This window comes from Xanthomonas translucens pv. undulosa, assembly GCF_017301775.1.
Taxonomy (GTDB): Bacteria; Pseudomonadota; Gammaproteobacteria; order Xanthomonadales; family Xanthomonadaceae; genus Xanthomonas_A; species Xanthomonas_A translucens.
In genome coordinates this window covers 2,333,591-2,360,043 of the sequence record NZ_CP063993.1, presented here as the reverse complement: position 1 = coordinate 2,360,043, position 26,453 = coordinate 2,333,591, and the positions used below count along the sequence as shown (strand labels likewise).

At 61.9% G+C, this 26,453-nt stretch carries 16 protein-coding genes and 2 pseudogenes; 11 read left to right on the top strand and 7 right to left on the bottom strand.

Going from position 1 to position 26,453, the window contains the following annotated elements; translation table 11 throughout:
* Positions 1 to 38 precede the first annotated feature (38 nt).
* The 3 genes and pseudogenes from ISN38_RS09995 to ISN38_RS09985 form a co-directional block, all read right to left on the bottom strand.
* Positions 39 to 434, bottom strand: a pseudogene (locus ISN38_RS09995) (GntR family transcriptional regulator); the annotation flags it as partial.
* A gap of 140 nt (positions 435 to 574) precedes the next feature.
* Complete coding sequence (locus ISN38_RS09990; protein WP_047324350.1) at positions 575 to 1,150, bottom strand: methyltransferase family protein; 576 nt, start codon at positions 1,148 to 1,150, stop codon at positions 575 to 577.
* 161 nt (positions 1,151 to 1,311) lie between these two features.
* Complete coding sequence (locus tag ISN38_RS09985; RefSeq protein WP_141696174.1) at positions 1,312 to 1,656, bottom strand: hypothetical protein; 345 nt, start codon at positions 1,654 to 1,656, stop codon at positions 1,312 to 1,314.
* A 629-nt stretch (positions 1,657 to 2,285) separates the two neighbouring features.
* Here ISN38_RS09985 and ISN38_RS09980 point away from each other — a divergent pair.
* A complete protein-coding gene (locus ISN38_RS09980) occupies positions 2,286 to 2,795 on the top strand; it encodes a hypothetical protein (RefSeq protein ID WP_148561979.1) in 510 nt (169 codons plus the stop codon).
* A 525-nt stretch (positions 2,796 to 3,320) separates the two neighbouring features.
* Positions 3,321 to 4,526, top strand: coding sequence for an enoyl-ACP reductase FabV (gene fabV, locus ISN38_RS09975; RefSeq protein WP_058362350.1), 1,206 nt, complete (start codon positions 3,321 to 3,323; stop codon positions 4,524 to 4,526).
* A gap of 144 nt (positions 4,527 to 4,670) precedes the next feature.
* Here the strand turns inward: fabV and ISN38_RS09970 are convergent, their stop codons facing one another.
* Both ISN38_RS09970 and ISN38_RS09965 read right to left on the bottom strand, forming a co-directional pair.
* The gene (locus tag ISN38_RS09970) at positions 4,671 to 5,642 is read right to left on the bottom strand and encodes an IS110 family RNA-guided transposase (protein WP_047324345.1); all 972 of its coding nucleotides are present in this window, start codon (positions 5,640 to 5,642) and stop codon (positions 4,671 to 4,673) included.
* 782 nt (positions 5,643 to 6,424) lie between these two features.
* Positions 6,425 to 7,447 carry a sugar kinase gene (locus ISN38_RS09965; RefSeq protein WP_004425574.1) on the bottom strand — a complete coding sequence of 341 codons (1,023 nt, stop codon included), beginning with the start codon at positions 7,445 to 7,447 and terminating at the stop codon, positions 6,425 to 6,427.
* 300 nt (positions 7,448 to 7,747) lie between these two features.
* Here ISN38_RS09965 and ISN38_RS09960 point away from each other — a divergent pair, with 300 nt between their 5' ends.
* The 6 genes from ISN38_RS09960 to ISN38_RS09935 all read left to right on the top strand — a co-directional run bounded on the left by ISN38_RS09960 (position 7,748) and on the right by ISN38_RS09935 (position 18,702).
* Positions 7,748 to 10,546 carry a TonB-dependent receptor gene (locus tag ISN38_RS09960; RefSeq protein ID WP_047324352.1) on the top strand — a complete coding sequence of 933 codons (2,799 nt, stop codon included), beginning with the start codon at positions 7,748 to 7,750 and terminating at the stop codon, positions 10,544 to 10,546.
* 360 nt (positions 10,547 to 10,906) lie between these two features.
* A complete protein-coding gene (locus ISN38_RS09955; protein WP_241753925.1) occupies positions 10,907 to 14,743 on the top strand; it encodes a LamG domain-containing protein in 3,837 nt (1,278 codons plus the stop codon).
* A 356-nt stretch (positions 14,744 to 15,099) separates the two neighbouring features.
* On the top strand, positions 15,100 to 16,038 hold the full coding sequence (locus ISN38_RS09950) for a hypothetical protein (protein WP_155615913.1): 939 nt from the start codon (positions 15,100 to 15,102) through the stop codon (positions 16,036 to 16,038).
* A 145-nt stretch (positions 16,039 to 16,183) separates the two neighbouring features.
* Positions 16,184 to 16,990 carry an FRG domain-containing protein gene (locus tag ISN38_RS09945; RefSeq protein ID WP_196480388.1) on the top strand — a complete coding sequence of 269 codons (807 nt, stop codon included), beginning with the start codon at positions 16,184 to 16,186 and terminating at the stop codon, positions 16,988 to 16,990.
* A 78-nt stretch (positions 16,991 to 17,068) separates the two neighbouring features.
* Positions 17,069 to 17,854, top strand: coding sequence for a hypothetical protein (locus ISN38_RS09940; RefSeq protein WP_155615912.1), 786 nt, complete (start codon positions 17,069 to 17,071; stop codon positions 17,852 to 17,854).
* A 494-nt stretch (positions 17,855 to 18,348) separates the two neighbouring features.
* Entirely contained in the window at positions 18,349 to 18,702 is a 354-nt protein-coding gene (locus tag ISN38_RS09935) for a SymE family type I addiction module toxin (protein WP_058363552.1), read from the top strand.
* 368 nt (positions 18,703 to 19,070) lie between these two features.
* Here the strand turns inward: ISN38_RS09935 and ISN38_RS09930 are convergent, their stop codons facing one another.
* Complete coding sequence (locus tag ISN38_RS09930) at positions 19,071 to 19,865, bottom strand: YopJ family acetyltransferase (RefSeq protein ID WP_004425563.1); 795 nt, start codon at positions 19,863 to 19,865, stop codon at positions 19,071 to 19,073.
* 1,149 nt (positions 19,866 to 21,014) lie between these two features.
* On the opposite strand from ISN38_RS09930, the gene ISN38_RS20300 reads away from it, so the two are divergent.
* On the top strand, positions 21,015 to 21,545 hold the full coding sequence (locus ISN38_RS20300; protein WP_230811694.1) for a hypothetical protein: 531 nt from the start codon (positions 21,015 to 21,017) through the stop codon (positions 21,543 to 21,545).
* Between the two features lie 497 nt (positions 21,546 to 22,042).
* Positions 22,043 to 23,175, top strand: a protein-coding gene (locus tag ISN38_RS09920; protein WP_108084527.1) for an IS3 family transposase whose coding sequence is annotated in 2 segments (ribosomal slippage) — positions 22,043 to 22,298 and positions 22,298 to 23,175 — 1,134 coding nt in all. Because the reading frame shifts where the segments join, the coding sequence is not laid out codon by codon here.
* Between the two features lie 248 nt (positions 23,176 to 23,423).
* Here ISN38_RS09920 and ISN38_RS09915 read toward each other — a convergent pair.
* Positions 23,424 to 25,784 (bottom strand): penicillin acylase family protein, encoded by a 2,361-nt coding sequence (locus ISN38_RS09915; protein WP_425509980.1) that lies wholly within the window; start codon positions 25,782 to 25,784, stop codon positions 23,424 to 23,426.
* Positions 25,785 to 25,955: 171 nt separating this feature from the next.
* Here ISN38_RS09915 and ISN38_RS09910 point away from each other — a divergent pair.
* A pseudogene (locus tag ISN38_RS09910) lies at positions 25,956 to 26,345 on the top strand (transposase); the annotation flags it as partial.
* Positions 26,346 to 26,453: the final 108 nt, after the last annotated feature.

Genomic DNA, 26,453 nt, shown 5'->3' with positions numbered 1-26,453 from the left:
CGCGGGTCGTCGGGAGAGGAGGGCAGGCGCGAGGCGCGCGCACGGCGCGCTTCGTCTTCGTCGAGGCGGTACGCCGGATCGCCCTGCAGCAGCGGCAGGAATGGCTGCAGCGGCGCCACCACCTGCTCCTCGGGCGTGTGCGGGCGCTGCACGTAGGTGCCGCCGCCGGCGCGGGCGCGCAGCAGGCCCTGGCTGGCGAGCTGGGCGATCGCCTCGCGCAAGACGGTGCGCGACACGCCCAGCTGCAGCGCCAGCGTGCGCTCGGCCGGCAGGCGCGCGTCCGCCGCCAGTCCGTGCTGGGCGATCAGCGCACGCAATTGCGCGGCGACGCGGTCGCTGAGGCGGCCGCCGCCGAGCGCGGGCGCAGGGTCGCGCTGGCGTGCCACTGGCCGGCGGCGTGCTCCGGCCTTCGCGCACGTGGATGAGGTGGTCATACCAAAAACGGCCGAGCGCAGGAGCGGATTCCATTAGATCGCGGCACGTTGGGTCAGGTCAAACGCAGGCAACGCGATCGCTGCAGTTATTGGTCATACCAATCGCCTCGGACCATGCCGCGCCGGGGCGGCGGCCGCTCTCACCAGACGAACGGCAGCAGCCGCCAGCTGTGCCTGGCGTACTCCGGGTACTCATGGGGAAAGGCCTGGGTCAGCGCCGCTTCCTCCACGCGGATGCGGCGCAGGAACGCCCAGGTCACCGGCAGCACGATCGCCAGCAGCGACAGCCCATCGCCTAGGCCGATCGCCAGCCCGTAGAACGCCAGCAGCGCGCCGGTATAGGACGGATGGCGCAGGTAGCGGTACGGCCCGTGGCGGATCAGCCGGTGGTCGTCCTGGATGGTCACGTCCACCGTGAACCAGCGCGCCAGCACCCGGATCGCCCACAGCCGCAGCCCCAGGCCGCCGGCCAGCAGTGCGCAGCCCAGCCAGCGCGCCGGCTCCTGCAGCGCCGGCGCATAGCGCCATAGGCCGGCGAAGGACAGCAACACGCCCACCGCCACCGCCGCGTACAGCACGCGCCACAGCAGCTGCAGCGTGCCCTGGTCGTGCGCGCCGCCATCGGCCGCGCGGCGGCGGTGGCCGAGCAGCATCTCGAACACGCCCCAGCTCGCGCCCAGCAGCATGAACAACAGATCGGGATGTGGAACAGGCATTGTCGTGTCCTTGGGGAATTGTCGGTGTACGCCATCGCGCTGCAGGCCGGGCGAACGGGCGGTCGGCGATGGCATGGCGCTAGTGTGATCGCCATGCGGTTGCGGGAACAGTGACCGCTGGCCATCGCTGCGACCTGCCGGACGTCTTTTTTGCATGCAACTCATCGCTGCCGCCACGCGCTGCCTGCATCTTGCTGCAGTACGCGTCCATGCAGGCCAGGCAGGCTGGCGCCAAGGCCCATCGGTACGGTCAGCGTGCCTGCATGTCCATGCACAGGCCGGACGATGGTGCGCAGCAGGCGTGTTTGCAAACCGATATGGGCCGGCACGGCCACGCTGCAGTGCAAGGTGCGCTCGGTCCAGGTGCCGCCGTCGCCGTAGCGGAGCAGGAGCGACGGCGGCCACCCAATCGGTAACGGTGCTTTGGCCCGGAGACGGGCGCGAAGTTCGGTTATCGCCTCATCTTTTCGGCATTCGAAGCAAAAATAGACGGATTTTTTATTCAAATGGTCTTGTCAAGATTAAATGGCAGGAAAAAGAAATGCGTCGACTTGGAAGGGCCTTGGGATTCGGTAGTTCTTCTTCAAGTTCTCGCGCGCCCGAACACGATGCCGAGCAGAGAAATCCTCGCCAGGAATCGCCAGCAGCATCCCCTCACCCACAACTGGGAGGGCTTCCTGCGCGCCCTCAGCTCCACCCTGCTTTAGCGGCGGTACAGCGTGACATAAATTCCAACATTCGGAACATTACACTCCCGAGTTTGCAGAAATCTTGTGTCGACAGCGAGGGCATTCCCGATCTCCACGATGCTCATGAAATCGCGACGAAGGGTGTGACATTGGCGACGCAGCGACTTAGAGGCGAAAGTCAAAGTAGTCCGGATGGTTTGTATAATATGGCAACGAACGCTGAGCGTGCAGTTGACCAATACTATAATGCTCGTCCAGGCGTGCAGCGGCCCTCGGCGCAGCCCGGCTATGCATCGCGATTAGCGCCACGTCGTGGCCAGGAATCGCCAGCAGCATCCCCTCACCCACAACTGGGAGGGCTCCCTGCGCGCCCTCAGCTCCCCCCTGCTTTAGCGGCGGTACAGCGTGACATAAATTCCAACATTCGGAACATTACACTCCCGAGCTTGCAGAAATCTTGTGTCGACAGCGAGGGCATTCCCGATCTCCAAGATGCTCATGAAATCGCGACGAAGGGTGTGACATTGGCGACGCAGCGACTTAGAGGCGAAAGTCAGAGTAGTCCGGATGGTTTGTATAATATGGCAGCGAACGCTGAGCGTGCAGTTGACCAATACTATAATGCTCGTCCAGGCGTGCAGCGGCCCTCGGCGCAGCCCGGCTATGCATCGCGATTAGCGCCACCTCGTGCAAGCGTTGAGTATTCGGGAGCCAAATGCTATGTCCGACCAGAAATTCTGGCCAAAGCCGTAAACATTGCGTGCAATTTTGAGACGAATATCCAGCCTATGGGGGTAAAGGAAGGAGATGCTTTATCGGTGGTTAATCTTTTGCATAAGATTAAAGAAGACGTACCCGTGCATCCAGATGTTGTGCGAGCCGTACGTGCAAACTGCAATGACGCCATTGAATTGAACAACGCACTGCTTGGCTGTGTAGAGCATGCAGATAGTTGAACTGGCGTCAGTTCGCGATGGGTGCCGCAGAGAAAAAATTGACTAACAAGAGAAGCTTCTCGCTCGCGTATTGTCAGCTGCTGCAGCCGCATCACCGAGGCCCTTGCGTAACCGGTTCGTCACGAAACGACAGCCGCTGCCTGTCGTAGACCAACCGTGGTCTGGACCCCGGAAAACCGCCACGCGCCAATGTGACGACACTCGTTCTCGTCGCGTTTGGTTTGCGCCTGCGCGCGGGCGCCATTGTTGGCAAGGCAACGGCCTCGCTTGCGGTCAGGTCTTGTCGCAACGCTGTGCGCTTCGTCTTCCTGGCCTTGAGCAGACGCGTTGCGGCTGGACCTCTGCGCAAGACCGCACCGCACCGTGCCTGACCGACGCGCGGCAACCATGTCGGTTGCGGCGCCGCCACGTGCACGCCAACCCGTCGCTGCCGCCATGCCCGTCTGCCCAGCCCCGCCGCGGCCTCCCCAATGACGCTGCCAGGCCCTAAGATGCCGCAAGCATCTTGTTGACGAGGAGTAGGCATTGATCATCCATCCCAAAGTTCGCGGTTTCATCTGCACCACCACGCATCCGCTCGGCTGCGAGCGCAACGTGCTCGAGCAGATCGCCGCCACGCGCGCGCGCGGCGTACGCAGCGACGGCCCGAAGAAGGTGCTGGTGCTCGGCGCCTCCAGCGGCTACGGCCTGGCCTCGCGCATCACCGCCGCGTTCGGCTTCGGCGCCGACACGCTGGGCGTGTTCTTCGAAAAGCCGGGCAGCGACAAGAAGGCCGGCACCGCCGGCTGGTACAACGCGGCCGCATTCGACAAGCATGCCAAGGCCGCGGGCCTGTACAGCAAGTCGATCAACGGCGATGCGTTCTCCGACGAGGCGCGCGCGCAGGTGATCGACCTCATCACGACCGAGATGGGCGGCCAGGTCGATCTGGTGGTGTATTCGCTGGCCTCGCCGGTGCGCAAGCTGCCCGGCACCGGTGAAGTGAAGCGCTCGGCGCTCAAGCCGATCGGCCAGACCTATACCGCCACCGCGATCGACACCAACAAGGACGCGATCATCGAGGCCTCGATCGAGCCGGCCACCGAGCAGGAGATCGCCGACACCGTGACCGTGATGGGTGGCCAGGACTGGGAACTGTGGATCGACGCGCTGGCCGCCGCTGGCGTGCTCGCGCCGGGTGCGCGCAGCGTGGCCTTCAGCTACATCGGCACCGAGATCACCTGGCCGATCTACTGGCACGGCGCGCTGGGCAAGGCCAAGGTGCACCTGGACCAGACCGCGCAACGCCTGCACGCGCGCCTGCAGCAAAGCGGCGGCAGCGCCAACGTGGCGGTGCTCAAGTCGGTGGTGACCCAGGCCAGCGCGGCGATCCCGGTGATGCCGCTGTACATCTCCATGGTCTACAAGATCATGAAGGAAAAGGGCCTGCACGAAGGCACCATCGACCAGCTCGACCGCTTGTTCCGCGAGCGCATGTACCGCGCAGACGGCCAGGCGCCGGCCACCGACGAGCAGAACCGGCTGCGCCTGGACGACTGGGAACTACGCGACGACGTGCAGGACGCGTGCAAGGCGCTATGGCCGCAGGTCACCACCGAGAACCTGTTCCAGCTCACCGACTACGCCGGCTACAAGCACGAATTCCTCAAGCTGTTCGGCTTCGAGCGCAACGACGTGGACTACGACGCCGACGTGAATCCGGACGTGCAGTTCGATTGCATCGCGCTGTAGGCAGCCGGGATGCGGCATCGGGAATGCGGCATGCGGCCGGCAGCGATGCCGGCCGTTTTTCTGTGAGTGCCTGTCGCGGCTGAAGCCGCCCCTACACGGCCTGCGGATCGCCTGCAGGGTGCACTGTAGATACCGTCTTCCTCCCTAACAGACAAGGGTCTTTTGAGGATCGAAGGGCGTGCGTGATTTGAGCACGCCGTAGGCGATGTGCAGCAGCTTGCGCATGGCGGCGCAGATGATCTGCTTGTTGGCCTTGCCACGCTCGCGCATGCGCTGCTTCAGCGCACGGACGACTGGGTTGTGGGTCATGGCGACCAAGGCCGGCAGGAACAGGCCGGCGCGCAGGCGCGGGGAGCCGGTGCGGGAGATGCAGACCTGGCCCTGACGCTTGCCGGACTCCTGCAGCCGGGGGTTGAGCCCGGCAAAGGCGGTCACTGCCGAGGCATGGGCGAAGCGCTCCACATTGCCCAGTTCCGCCAGCATCAACGCCGCGCTGGTGCCGGCGATCCCGTCGATGCTCACCAGCAGTTCGCGCTGCCCACGCAAGGTGGGGTCCTGATCGATCTGGTCGTCGATGGCCCGTTCGATCTGCGCGATGCGCGCCTGCAACTGGCCGATGTTCTCCAGGAGCGAGTCGCGCACCACCAGTGCTGCGACGTCTAAGCGGTTGCGCTCCATCTGCAGCATCTGCAACAGGTCGTCCCGGCGCCGCACCAGCGCCTTGAGCCGCTTGAGCGCCGGCGGATCGGGCTGCCAGGGCCGCAGCTGGGCCGCATGGCGCTGGCCGTAGCTGGCGATCAGCTTGGCATCGCTGCGGTCGGTCTTGACCCGGGTTAGCTGGCTGCGTGCATACAGCGCCATCTGCGCCGGATTGAGCACGCACACGCGGTATCCCAACCCATACACGAACTCGGCCAGGGCCTCGTGGTAGGTGCCGGTGGCTTCCATCACGATCCAGCTGTCCGCCTGCGCATGGGTTTGCAGCCACGTCTGCAGGATCTGAAAGCCCTTCGGATCGTTGGGGAGCTTGGCCTTGGTGCGGTACTTGCTGTTGGCCAGGTCGATAGCCAGGTCGAAACTGCGTTTGGCGACGTCGATGCCGACGACTGGGGACATGAGCGATTCCTCCATCGTGGGGTGAACACGATCATCGCTGCGCCCGGTCCTGCCTTGTGGATGCGAGTTCACGCCAGCGGCGGACTCTGGATACCGTACGGACATCGTGGGCCAGCAAACGGAGGGCGGGAGCCGATCTACAGCACAAGCTCGAAGCTTCAGGAGCGACTGGACTTCCGGCACCTCCTCCGATGATCAGTCGGAAGACATAACGCCGTAGGGGCCCTATGTCCAGATACAAGGAGCGGCTTCAGCCGCGACCGGAACGATGAAACCACCGCGGCGCGAATCGGATGGGAGGTGCGGCCGGCGCCTGCAATCAGGCACGTTGGATGGCGTCCCGCGCGCTCCCACAAGGAGCGCGGCCGGCCACCGCAGAGACTGTGTCGGTCGCCACTGTGGGAGCGACTTCAGTCGCGACGCGGGAAACCAGGGCCGCCGCTGCGCCGGGCATTGCAGCAAGGTCTGCACCAATCCGCACATGGAAACCGCCCGGCACCTGAAGCGTGTCGCCGCTCGCGGCTGAAGCCGCTCCTGCAAAGGCGGGAATTCGGGATTCGGGGTTCGTGGTGGCCTCGATGCCGGGTTTCCCATGGGGAGCTTGGCATCGCGACCGCCTCATTTTCCCGTCGCGGCTCAAGCCGCTCCACAGGAAGGGCCGCACGCTCTTGTAGGAGCGGCTTCAGCCGCGACAGGAACACGAATCGCCAGCAACCCCGTGCCGCGCGCAAAAACGCCGCCACCAGCGCTCCCACGAATCCCCATTCCCCATTCCCGGCCTTTCACCGCTTCACATCGAACCGCGACGTCCCCACGCAGGCCTGCACGTCGGCTTCGCCCAGCGCATGGAAGTCGCCCGGCAGCGAGTGCTTCAGGCAGCCGGCGGCCAGGCCGAAGCGGATCGTGGCGGTGTCGTCCCAGCCCTGGCTCAGGCCGTGCAGCACGCCGGCGGCGAACGCATCGCCGCCGCCGATGCGATCGACGATGCCGGTCAATTCCTCGGCCGGCGCCTGCGCCACGCTGCCGTCGCGGCGCAGCAGCATCGCGCCCAGGCTGTGGTGATCCACGCTGTGTGCCACGCGCTGGGTGCAGGCCATCGCCTGCAGCTGCGGGAACGCGGCGAAGGCGTCGCGCGCGCCGGCTTGCACCCGCGCCTGCGCGCCGTCCTGCGGGTACTGGTGGCCCAGCACCACCCCCAGGTCGCGGTAGTCGGCGAACAGCACGTCGGCCTGCGCCAGCAGCTGGCGCAGGATGCCCGGCGCGTCACCGTTCCAGGCCTCCCACAGTTTGGGCCGGTAGTTGCCGTCGAACGACACGCGCACGCCGAGGTCGCGCGCGCTGCGTGCCGCCGCCAGCGCCGCGGCCGCGCCGCGTTCGCCCAGCGCCGGGGTCACCCCGGATAGATGCAGCCAGTCCGCGCCGCGCAGCAGCGCCGGCCAGTCGTGGGCGTCCGCCTGGGCCAGCGCGAAGGCCGAGCCAGCGCGGTCGTAGGTGACTTCGCTGGGGCGGTGCCCGGCGCCGGTGGTCAGGAAGTACAGGCCCATGCGCCCGGGCACGAAGCGCACGCCGCGGGTGTCCACGCCGTGCCGGCGCAGCTCGCCGGCGGCCGCTTCGCCCAGCGGGTTGTCCGGCAGCACGCTGACCATCGCCACGTCGTGGCCGAAATGCGCCAGCGCCACGCCGACGTTGGCCTCGGCGCCGCCGACGTGCACGTCCAGCCGCGGCGACTGCAGCAGGCGTTCGTGGCCGGGGGCGCCCAGGCGCAGCAACAGTTCGCCGAAGCAGACGATGCGGGATGCGGTCATGGCAGGAGGATCCTGATCGATCGAAGGGGAGGCCAAGCATGCCGGGAACGGCGGCCACAGCCAAGTTTTTTGACTATCGGTGTCATTTTTCGCGGCGGCCAGGGGGGCCAGCGTCGTAGCGGCTGCGCCAGGCCAGGCACAGCTTTGTGCCGAAAGCCCGCAAATTCGGCGCGATTTCTGTTGCGCTGCAAGATGCCGCAATGTTTCGCAACTGTTAACGTCGGTTTTGACCAGCGGTGTCATCCGCGGCAAACAGCCCGAAATATCACGCAGTTCATGTAACCCTTGGGAGGGGAGGACATGCAATCTCGCACTGAACGCCGGAAGACACCGGTTACCTTGCTCGCGCTCTCGATCGGACTGGCCCTGCAGGCCGGCATCGTCCAGGCACAGGACGTTCCCGCGACCGCCAGTGGTGCCACCGAGCCGGCCACCCAGCTCGACACGGTCACCGTCACCGGTTACCGCGCCAGCGTGGAGAAGGCGCTGGACATCAAGCGCGGCGAGGCTGGGGTGGTCGACGCCATCGTGGCCGAGGACGTCGGCAAGTTCCCCGACCTCAACCTGGCCGAATCGTTGCAGCGTATCCCCGGCGTGGTCATCACCCGCGAGGCGGGCGAGGGCCGCAGCATCTCGGTGCGCGGCCTCGGCCCGGACTTCACCCGGGTGCGCATCAACGGCATGGAAGCGCTGACCACGGTCGGCGCCGGCGACCAGAGCGGCGGCACCAATCGCGGCCGCGGCTTCGACTTCAATGTGTTCGCCTCCGACCTGTTCTCGCAATTGATCGTGCGCAAGACCGCCTCGGCCGATGTCGAAGAAGGTTCGCTCGGCGCCACCGTCGACCTGAAGACCGCGCGCCCGTTCGACTACAGCGGCTTCACCTTCGTCGCCAGCGGCCAGGCCGGCTACAACGCGATGGCGCAGAAGGCTGATCCGCGCCTGGCCGCGCTGATCTCCAACACCTTCGCCGACGGCACCTTCGGCGCGCTGCTGTCGGTGGCCTACTCCGAGCGCCAGGCGCTGGAGGAAGGCTCCAACACCGGCCGCTGGGCCGGCGGCACCAGCAACGGCGGCTTCGCGGCGTCCTCGCCGTACGCGTCCGCGCGCGCGGCCAACGTCTACCAGCCGCGCTTCCCGCGCTACGTGCAGATGGAGCACGCGCAAAAGCGCCTGGGCGTGACCGGCTCGCTGCAGTGGAAGCCCAGCGACGCCACCGAGATCGCGCTGGATACGCTGTATTCCAAGATCGACGCCGAGCGCGACGAACACTACATCGAAGCGATCTCCTTCAGCCGCAACCGCGATGCGGCCACCGGCGCGGCGCGGCGTCCCGACCGCGACGGCAAGCCCACCACCATCGTGCGCAACGGCGAGATCCGCAACAACGCGCTGGTCTACGGCGAGTTCGACAACGCCGACATCCGCAGCGAGAACCGCCACGACGAGTGGAACACCGTGTTCAAGCAGATCGGCCTCAGCGCGCAGCACCGCTTCAGCGACGACGTCACCCTGTCCGGCAAGGTCGGCACCTCGCGCTCCAGGCACGAGAACCCGGTGCAGACCACCATCATCATGGACAAGTACGACGTCGATGGTTACAGCTACGACTACCGCGGCAACAGCCGTGCGCCGGTGATCAACTACGGTATCGACACCACCGATCCGCGTGGCTGGGAACTGGCCGAGATCCGCCTGCGTCCGCAGTACGTGGACAACGACTTCGACACCGGCCAGATCGACTTCAACTGGAACATCAGTCCCGGCTTCCGGCTCAAGGGCGGCGTGCTGGCCAAGGACTACACCTTCAAGACCGTGGAACTGCGCCGCGCCTCGGAAAGCACCGTGCCCAACTTCGCCAATGGCACCAAGCTCGTGCCGGTGGACATGACCGGGCAGGCCGGACTCAAGGGCATCGCCGGCAGCCCGTCGAACTGGGTGATCCCGGATCTGAACGCCTTCGTCGATGGCTTCGACCTCTACAGCAACAGCGGTCTGTTCGCCGTCGCCCCGCGCAGCAACAACAGCCGCAGGGTGGAAGAGAAGGACCGCGGCGCCTACCTGATGGGCGAGTTCTCCACCGACCTGGGCAACATTCCGCTGTCGGGCAACATCGGCGTGCGCTACGTGCGCACCAAGCAGGCCTCCACCGGCTATGCGCTGATCAACAACGTGCCGACCCAGACCACGGTCGAGCGCAGCTACGACGACACCTTGCCCTCGTTCAACCTGGTCGCCGAGGTCACCCCGGACTTCCTGATCCGCCTGGGCGCGGCCAAAGTGATGACCCGCCCGGGCCTGGGCAGCCTGACCCCGGGCGTGACCGTCGCCGTGGCCGGCGGCGCGCGCACCGTCAGCGGCGGCAACCCGGATCTGGACCCGATCCGCGCCACCAACGTCGACCTGGGTTTCGAGTGGTACTTCGACGAAGGCGCCATGGCCGGCGTCGGCCTGTTCTACAAGGACATCGACAGCTTCATCCAGACCGCGCGCGAAGTGCGTCCGTATTCCAGCAGCGGCCTGCCGGCATCGCTGCTCGACGGCACCAACGCCTCGGTCAACGACGATTTCACCTTCAGCATCCCGCTCAACACCCCCGGCGGCAAGCTCAAGGGCGTGGAAGCCAACTACATCCAGCCCTTCACCTTCCTGCCCGGCAAGTGGTCCAACCTGGGCGTGCAGTTGAACTACACCTGGGTCGATTCGCAGATCCAGTACCTGGACAACACCGGCAAGCCGGTGATGAAGAACGACCTCACCGGCCTGTCCAAGTCCTCATGGAACGCCACCGTGTTCTACGAAGGCGAGGTGTTCTCCGGGCGCGTCTCGGCCACCAACCGCGACGACTACTTGACCCAGGCGCCGGGCACCGAAGCCGGCTTCAACGTCGACGGCACCCACGGCATGACCGGCACCACCGTCATCGACGCCTCGCTGCGCTACAGGATCAGCGAGCAGCTGGAACTGAGCCTGGAAGGCATCAACCTGACCAACGAAGCGTCCGACGAGTGGGTGTACTCGCCGACCACCGGGCGCCTGCCGCTGCAATACACCGAAACCGGCCGCCAGTACCTGCTCGGCGTGCGCTACAAGTTCTGAGTCACACGCCCGCTGGTGTCGCGTGGCCCCGCGCGGCCCCCGCCATGCCCGCTGCCTGCATACTCGCCGGATCGGGGAGAGGGAGGATCGTCATGCGGCGGCACGTGCGCACGGCGATCGCAAAGGAGCGATATGGAAGACGCAATCCGCCGCAGCGCTGCGCGCGCTGCCGGCGCCATGACCAGAGTGTGGGAGCGACTTCAGTCGCGACGGGCCCTACCGACAAGGCCCATCGCCCCCGAAGCCGCCACCTGTAGGAGCGGCTTCAGCCGCGACAGAAACCCACCATCCCGCGATCCCGCGCCGCACGCGCGATACTCCGCACGGACAAGTCAAACATCCCCCAACACCGGCAATCGCATGCTGGCCCGCTGCCTGGCCATGCTGTCCTGCCTCGCACTCCAGGCCTTCGCCGCCGCCGCACCCACCACCACCACCGCTCCCGACCTGCTGTTCCGCGTCTCCGCCGACCACGGCTTCGACGCCGACATCGCCCAGGGCGACCCCACCCCCAACGTCCGCGACAAGGTCGCCCTCGTCCCCACCGGCGTGAAGGGCAACGCGATCGCCTGGGCCGACGACGGCGTCCTCGCCTGGAACGCCCCCGGCAACCTCTACACCCAACGCGGCACGCTGTCCTTCTTCTGGCGCGCGCGCTATGCGGTCGGCGAAGCGCCGTTCGTGATCTTCCGCGTCGGCTACGCCGACCACAGCAGCTGGGACATGGCCTGGCTGCGCATCGACTGGAACGGCCACGGCTTCGACGCCTTCGTCACCGACGCCAACCTGGCGCGCACCCGCGTGTCGTTCAAGCTCGACAAGAACCCTACCGCCAGCCAATGGACTCACCTCGCCTTCGCCTGGGACGAAACCCGTGGCGTGCGCCTGTACGTGGATGGCAAGGAAGCCGCGCGCGCCGACTGCGCGCAAGCCTGCGCCGACGGCGGCGCGCTCGACTTCGACGCCGCGCTCGACCAGCTCGGCCTGGCCGGGCGGGTGATGGCGCCGCACCAGGTGCAGAGCCGCTACAACTTCCTGCGCGGCAGCGACTTCGACGAGATCCGCACCTACGACCGCATGCTCGACGCCGCCGGCGCCGCGGCCCTGGCGCGCCAGCAGGAACCGCGCAGCGCCGAACCGCCGCGCGCCGACGCCGCGCGCAACGCCTGGCTGCACCGCTACGGCTGGGACCACGGCCACGCGCCCCCCGTGCTGGACGCGCCGTCCACCCGCATCCGCAAGGTCGAATTCGCCGATGCCAGGGACCTCAAGCAGTGGATGTGGAAAGCCACCGACGGCATCGCCGAGACCACCTGGCCCGGCGTCTACAACCGCTCGCGCCTGCCCGGCCGCAACGACTACTTCCAGTTGCCGGATTGGAACACCTACGTCGAAGGCGGCAAGGCGCTGGACCTGGCCCTGCCCGACGAACCGTTCAACCGCATCGAACTGCGCGGCGCCGCTGACGGCCAGGCCAGCTACGCCGCCGCCGGCGCCACACTCGCGCCGCTGTTCCAGCGCACGCAAGGCACCGTGCGCAGCGTCGATCAGTTCGAGCGCCGCCGCGGCGGCCGCCTGCGCTTCACCAACACCGCGCAGGAAACCCCGATCCAGGAAATCTGGGCCTACGACGTCAGCGCCGGCGCGCCGCCGTCCGACCCCAGCGCCACCCTCAGCTACACCGTGCGCAGCGACATCGCCCCCGACTATGCCAACCTCGCCGCCTTGCGCAGCGACATCGCCGGACGCTATCCGCAGGGCGAGCGCAGCACCGTGGTCGCCCTGCCGAGCAAGGCGCCGGCGCGCAAGCGCAGCGCCGAAACATCCGCAGCGCCGCCGTTGCCCATCGTGCACGTGCTGATCCCCTCCAGCCTCGGCGACGCCCCGCCGGACCAGCCGCTGATGCGCAGCTGGTCCTACGGCTGGGAAAACATGCACGACGGCCTGGACGGCATCGCCATCGACCTGCCGGCGCTGGACCTGCCCGCCACCCACGACGGCCTGATCCCGCTCAACCTCCGCATCAAGGACCCGATCTGGCCGGCGCGCGACATGCTCGACGTGTCGGTGTCGGTCAAGCCCGGCCAGCCGCGCACGCTATGGCTGGACCTGCGCGACCGCATCCTGAGCAACGACAGCCTGATGCTCAGCATCGCCTCCGCCGCGCCCGGTTTCGACGCGCGCGCGCTGGACGGCGCGCAACTGCGCCTGCTGTTCAAACCGCGCGACCAGGCCAAGGCCGAACACATCGCCGACCGCTTCAACCAGGTCAAGGACAACTGGGGCTTCCTGGTCGAGGAACACACCACCTCCAAGCGCCAGCGGCTGTACGCGCGCCTGGATGCCGACATCGGCGACCTGCTGCGCGTGGACCCGGATAACGCGCTCGCCCGCCAATACTGGAACGACATCGGCTACGGCAACCAGGGCGCGCTGCCGGTGGACCTGCCCACCCCGCCCAAGGGCGTGCCGGCCTGGGCGTTCTGGCAACTGGAAGACCTCAAGGCCACGCGCCGCTACATCCGCTGGTGGATCGATAAACGGCAAGTGGCCTACGGCGACTTCGGCGGCGGCATCTCCGACGATTCCGACCTCACCCAGCAATGGCCCGGCGTCGCCCTGATGGGCGTGGACCCGGATGTACTCAACGCCTCGCTGACCGCGCTGTCCGACGCCAACTATCGCAACGGCATGTTCACCGACGGCCTGTCCACCATCGAGACCGACGAACTGCACGCCTACGAAGAAGGCATCAACCTCAACAGCGCCATGCTCTACCTCAACTGGGGCGACCCGCTCACCGTCGAGCGCCTGATGCGCACGGTGAAGGCCTTCGACACCATCATCCAGGTCAACCCGCAAGGCCACCTTTTGTTCGCCAGCAACTGGTTCGGCGGGCGCAAGGTCTACCGCGAACCGAACTGGCAATGGCAGAAACCCTACGCGTTCCCGGTACTGCACCCGGCCCTGCTGCTGGGCGGCTACAACGCCGACCCCAACAGCCGCCGCATCGTCACCGGCCTGGCCGACGGCTACCTCGCCTACGCGTACACCAATGCCAAGGGCCAATGGGCGCTGCCCAACGAAATCAACTGGAAGACCGGCAACACCCGCGGCGGCGAACTGTTCGAAGGCAGCGGCGGCGCCGACACCCTGCACACCTTCTGGGCCGCCTGGCGCTGGACCGGCGAGGCGCGCTACCTCAAACCCATCGACTACCGCGTCGCCAACGCCGGCCCGGCGGGCCTGTCGCTGCTCAACGAGAATTTCCTGGATCTGCTCGGCAAACGCGACAGCTGGGGCGCCGACCTGGCCAAGGCCGCCGCCCAGCCCGGCGCCGTCCCCGACTTCGCCCACCACGCCGCCTGGGAAGCCACGGGCGACACCGCCTGGCTGGCAACCCTGTACCGCGCCGAGACCCGCGACAAACTGCAGAGCTTCTACATGAACACCGAAGGCCACTGGTGGAGCGACCGCGTCGAATCGCCCACCGTGCACCTGCAGCGCGCCCGCCTGGGCGGCGTGGCCCTCAAGCGCAACCAGACCTACCCCGGCCACACCGTCAGCTGGCGCTTCGCCGACCCCGAAGGCGCGGTGCAGGTCGCCCTGCTGCTGCCCAAACCGCGCCAGGACCGCTTCACCGTCATCGCCTACAACACCAGCGGCAAGCTGCAGCGGGCGCAGATGACCGGCTGGAACGTCGCCGCCGGGCAATGGCGCATGCGCGCGGGCGTCGATCGCGATGGCGACGGGCGCATCGACGGCAAGGCCGCCACGCGCGCCTTCGCGTTCGAGAAGAGCGGGGCGGTGGAGGTGGAATTCCCGGCTGGCAAGACCGTGGTGATGGAGTTCGAATTGGTCGCGGCTGCCGCGGTGCCGGTCGAGTTGCGGCCGGATTTGGGGATTGGGCGTGGCGACGTGCGGGTGAGCGCGGAGGCTATCGAAGTCACCGTGCACAGCCTTGGCCATGCGGATGCGCCTGCGGGATACGTGGTGCTGGAAGACGCGCGTGGCCGGGAAGTGGCGCGTGCAGCGTTTCCTGCGTTGGAGGCGCCGCGGGATTTGAAGCCGCGGACTGCGAAGGTGCGGTTGGCGTTGCTGGCTGGTGTAATTGGCAAGGAAGCGCGTTTGCGTGTGATGACGGAAGTAGAGGTTGCGGAAGTCACGCAGCTCAACAATTCGATGAAGTTACCGTGATCGAGAGAGGTATGCGCGAGTAAAAAGCACCAGCAACGCTGCTGCAAGGAAGAGCAAAACGCCTCGCACGATGACGCTAGCATTTGTCTCCCAGCCCCGCCGCGAGTCGTGATACAACGAGATCGTCAATTCGGGGGGGGGGGAGGACATTCATGGAGTTTGTTGACCGGCTAGGCCAGCTCGGTGCACGTGTAGTCTGCACCCGCGCGACTATTTCAAATAGAAGAGACCACCAACTTGATGGTGCTGCGTCTTATCCCCCGGTTCTCGGTAATGCTGCGTGTCAATATATATAAGTCGAATCCGCTTAGCAGGTTGGCTCAATTCACGCACTAGAATCTAACAGGGGGAGCAGAGTGACTTCGGAGAGCGAGGGCGTTGGGTACATAAAGTTTGTTGGATCAGCGGTTGAAGACGGATCTATCGGCGCAGACGCTGCGGGTAACTCGTTGTTAGCGCTCGATGAGTTGATTCGGTACTTCAACCGCCGGCAATCAAAAGGATTCTCTGCTCTTCCTTACGAAATAACCGTAAAGACCCACAAAGGCTCTTGGGAAGTTGTTGTAATAGGCGGGGTTGGAATATTTGTTGCAGCCTATATCAAGAAGGCTGCGGAGAAAATGGCTGAGAATGACTTTGCCGACCTCGGTTTCAAAGACGTAATTCGAAAGTCTATAGACGCGCTAAGAAAGCTTATAGACCTCGTAAAACATACCAAGGGAAATCTAGATTTCTCAGCTCCAGATCTCTCATGGAGAGTTTCAGAAGGATCCGTCGGAATAAAAAATAGCGAAGGTGAGCTCATGTACGTACCACTGGAGTACTTCCAATGGTACGTTGGAATATCGTCTGGCCTTCTAAAAAAACTCACTTTCCCGATTCAAGAGAATCGCTCACTGATCGTGGCTAGTAAAGTCAATGGTCAGATTGAGCAAGCCTTAATAACCTCCAGTGATAAAGTATATTTCGGCCATGAGAACTCATTGAGTGAGGATGAATTCTTGTTCCCTGAGCTTGAGCATGGCCAAGTGGTTGAGCTTGAAGGTCGCCTGACTCGCGGTAACGAAAATACAAACTCAATCGGCTTTGAATATGGCGGACATATTCTGAACTGTGTTCCTGAGGTCGGCAGTATAATTCAGTTCAAGCCAGCGTTATTCCTTCGCTGCCGTATAGTTGCTACTGTCACGCGTCTATCAAAACAGCATACAGAAGCCGAGCGACGGCCGACTCTTATCCTTAAATACGTAATTCCGCTTGAGACTGATGATCAGCCTAGGCTATTTGAACGCTAGCAACTTTTGAATGTTTACTCTGACACCAAATTTTGGTTGCAGAGATACTTAGGACTCTCACAGGACACTCGGGAGCAACATAACAATTCGTGCAAGCCCAACCCACTTCGTTGGTGGGACTATGGGAGGCGTTAGAGGTGTCACATTGGCCACACACACGATTTCCAGTCTCTATGACCTAGAGCAACTTGCTGCCACGCTGGATGATGAGTGCCGATCAAGAAAACCACACGAGTACGCATACGTCTCACCAGTCCTTTTCCGAGGACACTCTCGTGCTGGCTGGAACTTAGACACCACTCTCGAGCGCTTCGGAAAACAAAACCTCGAATTCGAGGAGTACATCCGTTACCTGAGCAAGGTTAAGCCAGGCATTGAGGCATACACAGACCGGCGATTCGCCTTCAACCACAGAAACGAGAAGACCCTTGGGAACGCATTCTGCTTGTCGCAGATCGGCTTCCTTGAGGGCCAGTACGAGTTCATGGTGTACCTAAGGCATCATGGATTTCCGACGCCGCTCCTCGACTGGAGCAGATCTTTGTATGTCGCCCTTTACTTCGCTTGCGCAGGGGCCGAGCACGAAGAAGACTCTGCGTTGTATATGTATGTAGAGAATCTGGGTTATGGCAAGGGCGGCTTGGTAGGAGCACCAGAGATAGCGACCTTGGGCCAGTACGTTTCAGCACATAGACGCCACTTCATCCAACAATCAGAATACACCGCATGCATAGCCAAAAACAGTGAGAAGTGGTATTTTAATCATCACGAGTCAGCAATGGGCTCTGCGAGTGACCAACATGATAGGCTAGAAAAGGTTCTTATACCGGGCAGGCTTCGTAGGGAGCTTCTCCGAAAGCTCGATGCTATGAATATCAATGCTTTTTCGCTCTTGGGGACAGAAGAATCGCTGATGCAAACACTCGCATTCCGAGAGCTCAATGAGTGGTGACCTCTAATAATTCATCCGAGCCTACGCCACGTAGCCGTTGGCTGAACATAAGTTTTTAAAAGCCAATTGGAAATTATTGTGATTGAACCTACACAAGCCGCAGGGGCAACACAACTACCGGTTACTTGGTGGTCGTTAGTGACTGCTGCTTTCTCTGGCGGGCTAGCTCTCAAGATCCTGGAGTACTTAATTTCTTGGATCAAGTACCAACTCAAGGAGAAAAAGGATGCCAAGAGCCTAGTCGACAAGCATCTTGATCCTTTGCTGAAAACGGCAGATGCGATTTGTGGAAAAACTATATCGCTAGCCGAGAGAGACTTTTCTTCACCCAAAGGCACTATCGAAAGCGAACTGCTTGGGCTCACATATCTCTACGCCGCATTCTGGAGCCGTTTAGTTATCCTTGATCGCGAGTCCTTAGGTGTGTCACTAAATGAGGACGCGCGAGGAAAGAAGCTTGTCGCATTTCGCTCATGCTTGGAATCGCAACGCATTCGATTGGTTGATAAAACTCACCAAATTGCCATCGGCGAGATCGCTACAGAAATTAGCGCTGCTTCATTGAGAACGAGCACAATCATTGATTTCACACAGAGAATCAAAGATCCTCAATTTTCTGACTGGTTGGAACCACTGAAAACAGAGCTAAATAATATTCGGGTGAAGAAGACGCGTCAGCGCATACTTGTTTATGGGATTGTCTTGCATGCGATGATCGATACGCTCGACGAAAAGCACGTGTCAAGTCATGTGCGTAAGGCTCATCCGAATAAGTTGTCGATCTCCTCTAAGCAAACGATCAAACACCTCGTCTTCGCCAGATATCTCAAGGGAGTCGGCGCTGTAAATCGTTACACGGAATAAAAAAAGGATGCCCGCCGAGCACATCGCATAACGATGGAGGCTCCTTGGGCATCCGTTGCATCCCTTTAATAGCGTGAATGCTTGTGGATGTCAATACGCCCGTGGCCTAAAAAATCCCTTCAAGCCGAGCCCGCCTCTAGGCTTCTGAAGAGCGCCGTAGGATTGGCACTCTGCCATAGCCACCAGTAACGAGATCAGGTTCACTTCTACTTCTGCGCTGGTGCTTTTCCGCCGCTTGACATCTAAAGAAGCCAGTAGCAATCTTAACCTCAAGGAGCGTAGAAACTCCTCAGACAGCGGTACCCACCTCCGACAAACCGGTGGGTTTTTTGTGCCTGATCTTCAGGCGCAAGCCGACGCGATGCCTGCGTCGGGAGGGCGGCTAATACAACACCCTTCGGGGGAATACGCCCGCCGTCTGTCTGCGGTTTCTAACCTCCCGACATCCCGTCGCCGGTCGGCGGCGGGTTCCTGTCTGACAAGGAGGCTTTGCCATGCGTCAACCGTCATCCCGTCCCGCCCCTGCGCGCAAGCATGCCACGCGCAAGGCTGCCTGCTGCCCGAACTGGACCATCGTCGAGTCCGAGCTCATCCCCATGCTGACGCCCGAGCAGATCGCCGCGGCCGACGCCGCCGAGCTTGCGCGCCAACAACGCCCTCCACGCCGCACGCGCCCGCCGCAGCGCTGCACCGTCGGCCGCATCCACCAGGCCGCCAGCGGCCAGACCGTGCCGGCGCTGCGCCTGTGCGGCCGCTGGATGGAGGAACTGGGCTTCGCCATCGGCCAGACCTTGCACGTGCGCGTGCGCGACGGCGAACTGGTGGTGAGCCTGGTCAAAGCGGATTGAATCGGCCAACCGCGTATCGGCGGCAACCCATGAGTGCGGGCAGCAGTGCCCGCCGTCTTCCCAAGGGCGTGGTCATGGCTTGCCCACGCTTGCAGGAGGTCGCCGGCTGCTTGGACTAGAGGTTGACCCCGCCGCAAAGGGGCCAGAGGAAATATGCGTTTGAAACGGATATTTCCTCTGGTCCTTTTAGCCGGTGCAGCGGAATGGCTGTTTTTGACCGTCCCCCGAAATTGCACAATCAACTCAGGGGCACCTCGTGGATTTCCTTGAGCGCTTGGCTCCAGTACCGGGCGTCGGTGAAAAGCGCGGCCAAGGCGTCGATGTCCATTCTACGCCGGCTGACAGGGCTGGCTCGGAAAACGCGTCGCTCAACGCGACTGGCCTGGGCACTGCGCAAGCGCATCCCGCAGGTACTTGAGCCTCTGCTGCTCGATGGAGGTGTTGTACGCCCTGCGCTTACCTGCCGCCTCGATCTCCCGGAAATTCTGGGCGAAGCTCTCCTCCAGTGGTTCCCGGATATGCACGGGAAGATCGTCGAAGACGTCCTTCGACGTCGTGTGCTGGAAGAAGGGCGCATCGAGCACGTCGGAGCCGCGCGCGATCGTGACGTCCACGCCATTGATGGTATCGCCCGTCCCGACGATCTTCCCTCCAAAATTCTTCTTGTGGAGATCCACCATCAAGTCATCGGCATCCGCCATCGCCTTCGCATTCGCCAGGGCGAAGATCTTGCAGTTGACGTTATCCTTCTGCGTGCCCGTGTTGAGGATGGTCAGCTCCGCGTTCTTCACGCCCTTCAACGCGGCGGTCATGACGGCCAGCGTGTCGGTGCATCCCCATACGCTGTCGACCGCCAGAACGGACACCTTGCCACGACCTCCCGACACGTCCACCGCGATGCCATGGCTCGGCGCTCCCTTTCCATCGATGCGCTCCACGTTGACGACGGCGCGCCACCGCTCGCCCCGCCGGGTATTGACGATAGCTTGCCGCAAGCCATCCGGCTCGGATCTCGACGCCTCGAAAACCTTCACATCGAGATTGGGATGGATGTGATTCTGGGCCGCCACCATCTGTGGCTGGAGCTTCTGATCGAGTTTGGCCGCCGGATATTGTTTTCCTTGAAGCTCGGCGTGCTCCAGCGCTTGAATATAGTCCTGCAATTGAGCCGCGAGCGTAGGTCCGGACGACGATGAAGGAAGGGACGCTCGCCCTGCCATGGCGCCGGTGCCCGAGGTACGGGCGGATGTCGCTGAGTGGGCCCGCCTCGCCCGGGGAGAGCGGAGTGCCGCTAAGTCATGCAGTCTGGGTGACATGGACGCCTCGGGAGATGAAGGCGTAGAGGGCGTGGTCTGCTCTGTGACGTGGGTTGGATAATGCTCAGGTGAACCTGCCACGGGTGAACCTGCCACGCTAGGCCTTGAAGCGCATACACCCATCTTGATCTCCTGCTAGTGACTGTAGAAGCAAGTTTGGCGCGTAGTTCTCCGATTCGCGTTCACTTACCGAAATCCTGGCTCGGACGACGAAGCATTGACGCGGGGGATTCCCGAGCCTTCACCCCGGGTTCAAAGGGGCGGTTCAAAGGGGCCAGAGGAAATATGCATTTGAGATGGATATTTCCTCTGGCCATTTGGATTTTAAGTCTTAGTTTTTATAAGTTATGAATTTGATGGCGCGGACGGCAACTTTCGCAGGGCAAATGGCTGCAGTTTGTTCTTTCCTCGTGCCCGGCATCTTAGAGCTGCATTTTGACCCCGGTTCCCAACAACACGCTGGCGGTGCGGTGAACGCTGGGAAAAGACACAGCGCCGGTTTCCCCGGCTTCTTCGTTATACCGCTAATAGGGCGTTGAGCAAGCAAAAATGTGACGTGACGCCAGGCGGGAAGCTGGCAATGCCGGGAAATGTGAGGTACATAAGCGCCTTGGCCGGATTGACGGTGGTCAACAACTCGGCAAGGATCGTATTATGCCGCGCTTAGACGTCCAATAGTGGTTAGGCCTTTCTGGAGATATTTATGGCAACCATAATTTCGCTTGCTGCCGAGTATGCAAACTATCTGCTCTTGAATAGCGATAACCCTAGCGCTGCGAGCGAAATCGCTCAGAGAATCAATGATCTCAAATATACACAATCTGGAGATTCATTAACTGACTTCGACAAGAATGATCTTGTAAATAATATTGAGTCAGTACTTCTTCCAGAGAAAAGGACTCCGGATGAACTCTCGATTGTCCTCGAGTCTAAGGATTCGAGCGAACTTAGCAAGTTGATCCAAGTAATCAGATCTAGCACTATGGGGAATTGAAAATGAGTGGTCCGCTCGTAGTTGTACTAGTCCAACAACTTTCACTTAGAGTCGCAGCACTTGAGGGGAAAGAGTCCCAATTTTGGATTCCCGTTTTAATTTCAGTTGTGGCGGTGGCTACAAGTATTTTCACTGCTTATAAGGCAAAGCTCTCGTCCACCGAAAATCTTAAACAAATAGCTCTTCAGGGGATCAAGAGCAACATTGATGCAGCAAAAGCTCAAGTTGAATCGATCGCGATGCAACTTGCCCTCCTGAAGGCAAAGAGGTCACCAACTAAAGATCAAAAAGACGAACTCGCTATAAAGCAGCAGGTATTCGATAGCATGGTTGAGCGACTACTTAATGCATACAACGACGGGTGCCAGAAGTTCTATAAAAATCAGGTCATCGCCCAGGATTTCATTGACCTTTATCATCAAGAAATTGCAGACTACATTCGCGAGTTTAAGGAAAAGTTCTCTGGGCCATTAACTAGATTCGATGCCATGCTCAACTATTACAACGAGAAGCACAAAAATCCAAAGGCTTAGAGCGTGTTATGAACTTTGAAGGATCGCAAAGGGGCCGCAAAGGGGCCAGGCCGAGGATCGCAAAGGGGCCAGAGGAAATATGCGTTTGAAATGGATATTTCCTCTGGCCCCTTTAGGACAGAATCGGCCAACCGCGTATCGGCGGCAACCCATGAGTGCGGGCAGCAGTGCCCGCCGTCTTCCCAAGGACGTGGTCATGGCTTGCCCACGCTTGCAGGAGGTCGCCGGCTGCTTGGACTAGAGGTTGACCCCGTGGACTCTCGCTTGATAAAAAGCGCAGCGCAGGGGTGAATACGAAATTGAAAATGAGGACAACTTCAGAATTTCTATTGGCCGCATTGTTGAATGTGCCTTTTGCCCTTTTAGCGCAGACCCCTGGCGTGAAAGCGGATAGCATTGAAGCCAGATCTTACGCAAACAGCGCGATGCTCTCTGACCTGCCCCCACTGAGTCATACCATCTGAAGCTGTAAAGTCCGTCAAGCCAAGAGGACGGACATGAAGAAGAGCAGATTCAGCACCGAGCAGATCATCGGGTTCATCAAGCAGGCCGACGCGGGCATGGCCGTGGCGGAGTTGTGCCGCCAACATGGCTTCAGCCCAGCCAGTTTTTATCAGTGGCGGGCCAAGTACGGGGGCATGGAGGCCGACGAGGCCAAGCGGCTGAAAGAACTGGAGGTCGAGAACAATCGGCTGAAGAAGTTGCTGGCCGAAGCGCACCTAGACATCGAAGCGCTGAAGATCGGCTTCGGGGTAAAACGCTAGCCCCGCAACGCAAGCGCGAGGCAATCCGACGAATGCTCGAACACACCGCGTTGAGCGAGCGCCGGGCTTGCCGCCTTGCGGGGCTGTCCCGCGATGCTTTCCGCCACGAACCCGTGCCGACGCCAGCCACGCAGGCGCTGTCCGCGCGGCTGGTCGAGCTGGCCCAGGCCCACCGCCGCTTCGGCTATCGCCGACTGCATGATTTGTTGCGCCCGGAGTTTCCGTCCGTGAACCACAAGAAGATTTATCGCCTGTATGAGGAAGCCGAGCTGAAGGTGCGCAAGCGGCGCAAGGCCAAGCGTCCGCTAGGCGAGCGCCAGAAACTGCTGGCGGCCTCCATGCCGAACGACACCTGGAGCATGGACTTCGTGTTCGATACGTTGGCCAACGCACGCCGCATCAAGTGCCTGACCGTGGTCGACGACTTCACTCGCGAGAGTGTGGACATTGCCGTGGATCACGGCATCAGCGGCGCTTACGTGGTGCGGCTGCTCGATCAGGCGGCGTGCTTCCGTGGCTATCCACGCGCGGTCCGTACCGACAATGGCCCGGAGTTCACCAGTCGCGCCTTCATTGCCTGGACACAGCGACATGGCATCGAGCACATCCTGATCGAGCCGGGTGCCCCCACGCAGAACGCCTACATCGAAAGCTTCAACGGCAAGTTCCGCGACGAGTGCCTCAACGAGCACTGGTTCACCTCGTTGGCACAAGCGCGGGACGTGATCGCAGACTGGCGACGCCACTACAACGAGATCAGGCCGCATAGCAGTTGTGGTCGCATCCCGCCGGCACAGTTCGCCGCCAACTACCGTACACAACAAACCAACGACGCAGTAACCTTCAACCCAGGGCTTTATCAGTAATCACTGGTACGGACGGTGGGGGCAGGTCATCTCGGCGCAAGAGGCCGCAAGGCGGATTAACGTGCAGCACGCCGCGCAACAGCAAGTTGCCGAGCAAGTGGAGAAATACAGGGAACCGTTGGCTGGTGCGTACTGGCAGGACGAACCCGAACTGAGGTTCGTGATTCGCGTCAAAGGAAACGCGTCCGTCCCTCTGCCCTTTTTGCACTGGCCCCTTTTGCAGATGCTTAGAGCAGACCAATGACGTATCAGCGCATTCCAGCCGGCACCAGATCGATGACCTGTTCGGTAGCTGCGTCGATCGCCGCACGCGTGTACAACAGCGGGAAATACTTGCCCTGCAGCCATAATGGTGCAAGATCGCGGTAATGCTGGTTAGTTGGGTCGCCAGACTGGCCTGGATAGTTCACCGCACGCGAGTTGTCCCAATTGCCCAAGTCGATGATCAATCGTGCTGAGGGCCCAATGGTCTGGCGAAAATTGTTGGGGTCGTAACTGGACTGATTGGGCGTGTATGGACTGCCGCCTTTGGCGAATGGACCGATGTCCAATAGAGCACGGTCGGCGCCAGCCGCCGCACTCAGAGGATGGGAGATGGCGTTGACGTGCAGCTTGCCCCATTGCCATTGGCTGTTGTCAGACCCTTGCAGTTCGGCAAGCGCCTTATACGCTTCCCTCAAGGTCTGCAATAGCAGTTCATCCCGTGCAGCGATGGGGTTTTGGCCGAAAGCGGAATCGGGATGTTCGAGCGCGTTCAATAATACTTCCGTGTCAGGCGGCCCAAAGCTGGCGGCCTGGGTCGGCGTGAGCACCAACGTCTTGTAGGCATTGCCGAGATATCGGCTGAACCAGACTTCTTCGAGCGCGGCGGCGGGCGATGTCGCTGCAACCTTGCCATCCCATGGCTTGAGCAATGCAAGCGCCGCCGCCGTGGTGGCGTCCTGCGACTGCAGCGGCGCCAGTAGCGCGACCAGACGCTGTGCCGGCAATGACACCTGATCGTTCTGCAGCGCTTGCGAATCCTCCAACGTCACCTTCTGCAATTGCGCCAGCACCTGGCTAATGCGTGCGTGGCGCGCGCCGTTTGCCCACTCAAAACCGATCTTGCGCTCGGCCACCGGGTAGCCCGGCGGCAGATTCATTTCATTGGAGGTGGTGATAAAGCCCTGCGGTGGGTTTTCCGACGAAGGCAAGATATCGCCCTTCCAAACCCCCTGCCATTCGTAGCGACCATCCCCGGGCACCGGCATCAGGCCGTCCCAGTTATCGCGCCTTGGTGACATGCCAGCCGTAACCCAACCGATATTCCCACTTACGTCTGCGTATACCTGGTTCACCGATGGCGCCCCCCAGTGGGCGAGTGCGGCCGTGAACTGCGCATACGACGTGGCAGACAGATAGTTCAACGATCCCATGTAGGGGGCGCTGCCGGGCTGACTCCAAACCGAGCGTACAGCATAGGCCGTGTGGGTACCTGCATCGATGTAGATGACCGGACCATGCCGGGTGAACTGCAACGTCACCGCCTGTGCATCACCACCTCGCACAGCGATCTTTTCACGCTGCGTGGTCATCGGCTCCCAAGCACCGTTGTACCAATACTGCGATGCGTCCTTCGGGTTGAGACGATAGACGTAAAGGTCTTCCTGGTCGATATTGAAGATGGTGAGCCCGAACGCGATCTGCGCGTTATGGCCGATTGCCACGCCCGGAGCGGCAGGCTCGCCGGCGCCGATGATGTCCAGATTTGGGCTATTTAGATGCACGAAATAGCGCAGACTGGGTACGGTATACGCGCGGTGCGGGTCATCGGCCAGCACCGCGTGACCAGTGGCCGACTTGTTTGGCGCGATCACCCAGTTGTTGCTGCCCTCGGCAAGTGCTTCCTCAGCAAGCGCCAACGGCGAGGGCATGGCATTGGCCAACGTCTGGCCAGCAGCGAGCTTAGGGCTCTGCGTCGCCAGCTCGTAGACTTTCAACACGTCGCCCGGCAGGCACGGATCCAGGCCGTCCGGCACAACCGTTGTCCACGCCGGCTTCAATTGCAAGCGTAGTGCATCTACACCTAGCGACGCCTTGCACGCCACCTTGGCGCGAGCGACTTCGCTCTTGACGTTTCGGCTCAGCCCCGTGCTGCGGATACGCACTACGTCGTCCGGCGACCAGGACTCCGGTCGATAGCCGAAGGTGCGGAACTCATAAGGAAGCGCTCCTGGGTTACTCCCCAGCCAGGCGATGTAGGCGTTGATGCCCGCAACAAAACGGGTGACATTGCGTTGAGCCGTCGGCCCATAGCGAGTCCATTCCTCGCGCATGCTGCCGCGGTAAAGGAACAAACGCGAGGCGCGATCCTGTTCTACATACGACGGGCCAAACGCCTCGGCCAGATGCCCCAGACCTTTGCGATGCAGTAAATCGAGCTGGAACAATCTGTCGCGCGCCACATTGAAGCCTTGCACAAAGAATACGTCGTCATCGCTCTCGGCATAGAGGTGCGCAACGCCCCAGTGGTCCACCCGGATCTGTGCCGGCCGTTGCAAACCAGCGACGGTCAGCCTGACATTGCTGGGCTGGGCAGCGGTCGCATGAGCGTGAATGAGCAGGCTCATGCTGAGCGCAAACAGCAAACGGCTTGTCATCGAGATCACTTGGAACATCCTATGCAGTGTAATACCTGAGCGTGTAACTCACGGCGAAATCAAATACAGCGATGGCCGGGATTGCTGCAGTGCATGCCATTGCATGCATTGCCACAAGCACGAAATTTTTTATCGTAGCCCAAGGGCGGCAGGCCGCGAGTAGACAACCAAAGCGCGCTCAACGACATCGTGTGTGTGCTGCGTACCGGCATCGCGGGAGAATCTGCCGCGTAAGCTGAGCGACCGCAGTGGTATGACTGATGGCGCCGATCGCGCGACTGGCAAGCCGCTGGTGCATGGCACCGTGACCACCTGAAGCGACGAGGGATGACCCCACGCACCGCCCGCAAGGGCGTGGAACGCAACGATCGCCTGGGCCGATATCGCTTGGTGGTTGAACGCACGCATGCCTGGTTTGCCGGCATGGGAAAACTGCGGACCCGCTTCGAACGCCGGATCGATATCCACCTGGCTCTGCTGTCCATGGCCTGTTGCGTCATCTGCCTACGGCGACTTCCAGAGTTTTGTTAGCCGCTCTAAAACCGGGGAAGCCTCGGGCTCCAGCCCCTTTTTTGCCAATTCACTCCATCTCCGTGGCGTGCAAGGCATGCAGCTTGCGCTTGTCCTTGGGGCGCTGGC

Excerpts from the sequence above, each read along its gene's own strand:
- ISN38_RS09935 (WP_058363552.1), top strand. The coding sequence starts at position 18,349 with ATGCGTCAACCGTCATCCCGTCCCGCCCCTGCGCGCAAGCATGCCACG.
- ISN38_RS09990 (WP_047324350.1), bottom strand. The coding sequence starts at position 1,150 with ATGCCTGTTCCACATCCCGATCTGTTGTTCATGCTGCTGGGCGCGAGC.
- ISN38_RS09970 (WP_047324345.1), bottom strand. The coding sequence starts at position 5,642 with ATGTCCCCAGTCGTCGGCATCGACGTCGCCAAACGCAGTTTCGACCTG.
- ISN38_RS09965 (WP_004425574.1), bottom strand. The coding sequence starts at position 7,447 with ATGACCGCATCCCGCATCGTCTGCTTCGGCGAACTGTTGCTGCGCCTG.
- ISN38_RS09955 (WP_241753925.1), top strand. The coding sequence starts at position 10,907 with ATGCTGGCCCGCTGCCTGGCCATGCTGTCCTGCCTCGCACTCCAGGCC.
- ISN38_RS20300 (WP_230811694.1), top strand. The coding sequence starts at position 21,015 with ATGAGTGGTCCGCTCGTAGTTGTACTAGTCCAACAACTTTCACTTAGA.
- ISN38_RS09915 (WP_425509980.1), bottom strand. The coding sequence starts at position 25,784 with ATGAGCCTGCTCATTCACGCTCATGCGACCGCTGCCCAGCCCAGCAAT.
- ISN38_RS09960 (WP_047324352.1), top strand. The coding sequence starts at position 7,748 with ATGCAATCTCGCACTGAACGCCGGAAGACACCGGTTACCTTGCTCGCG.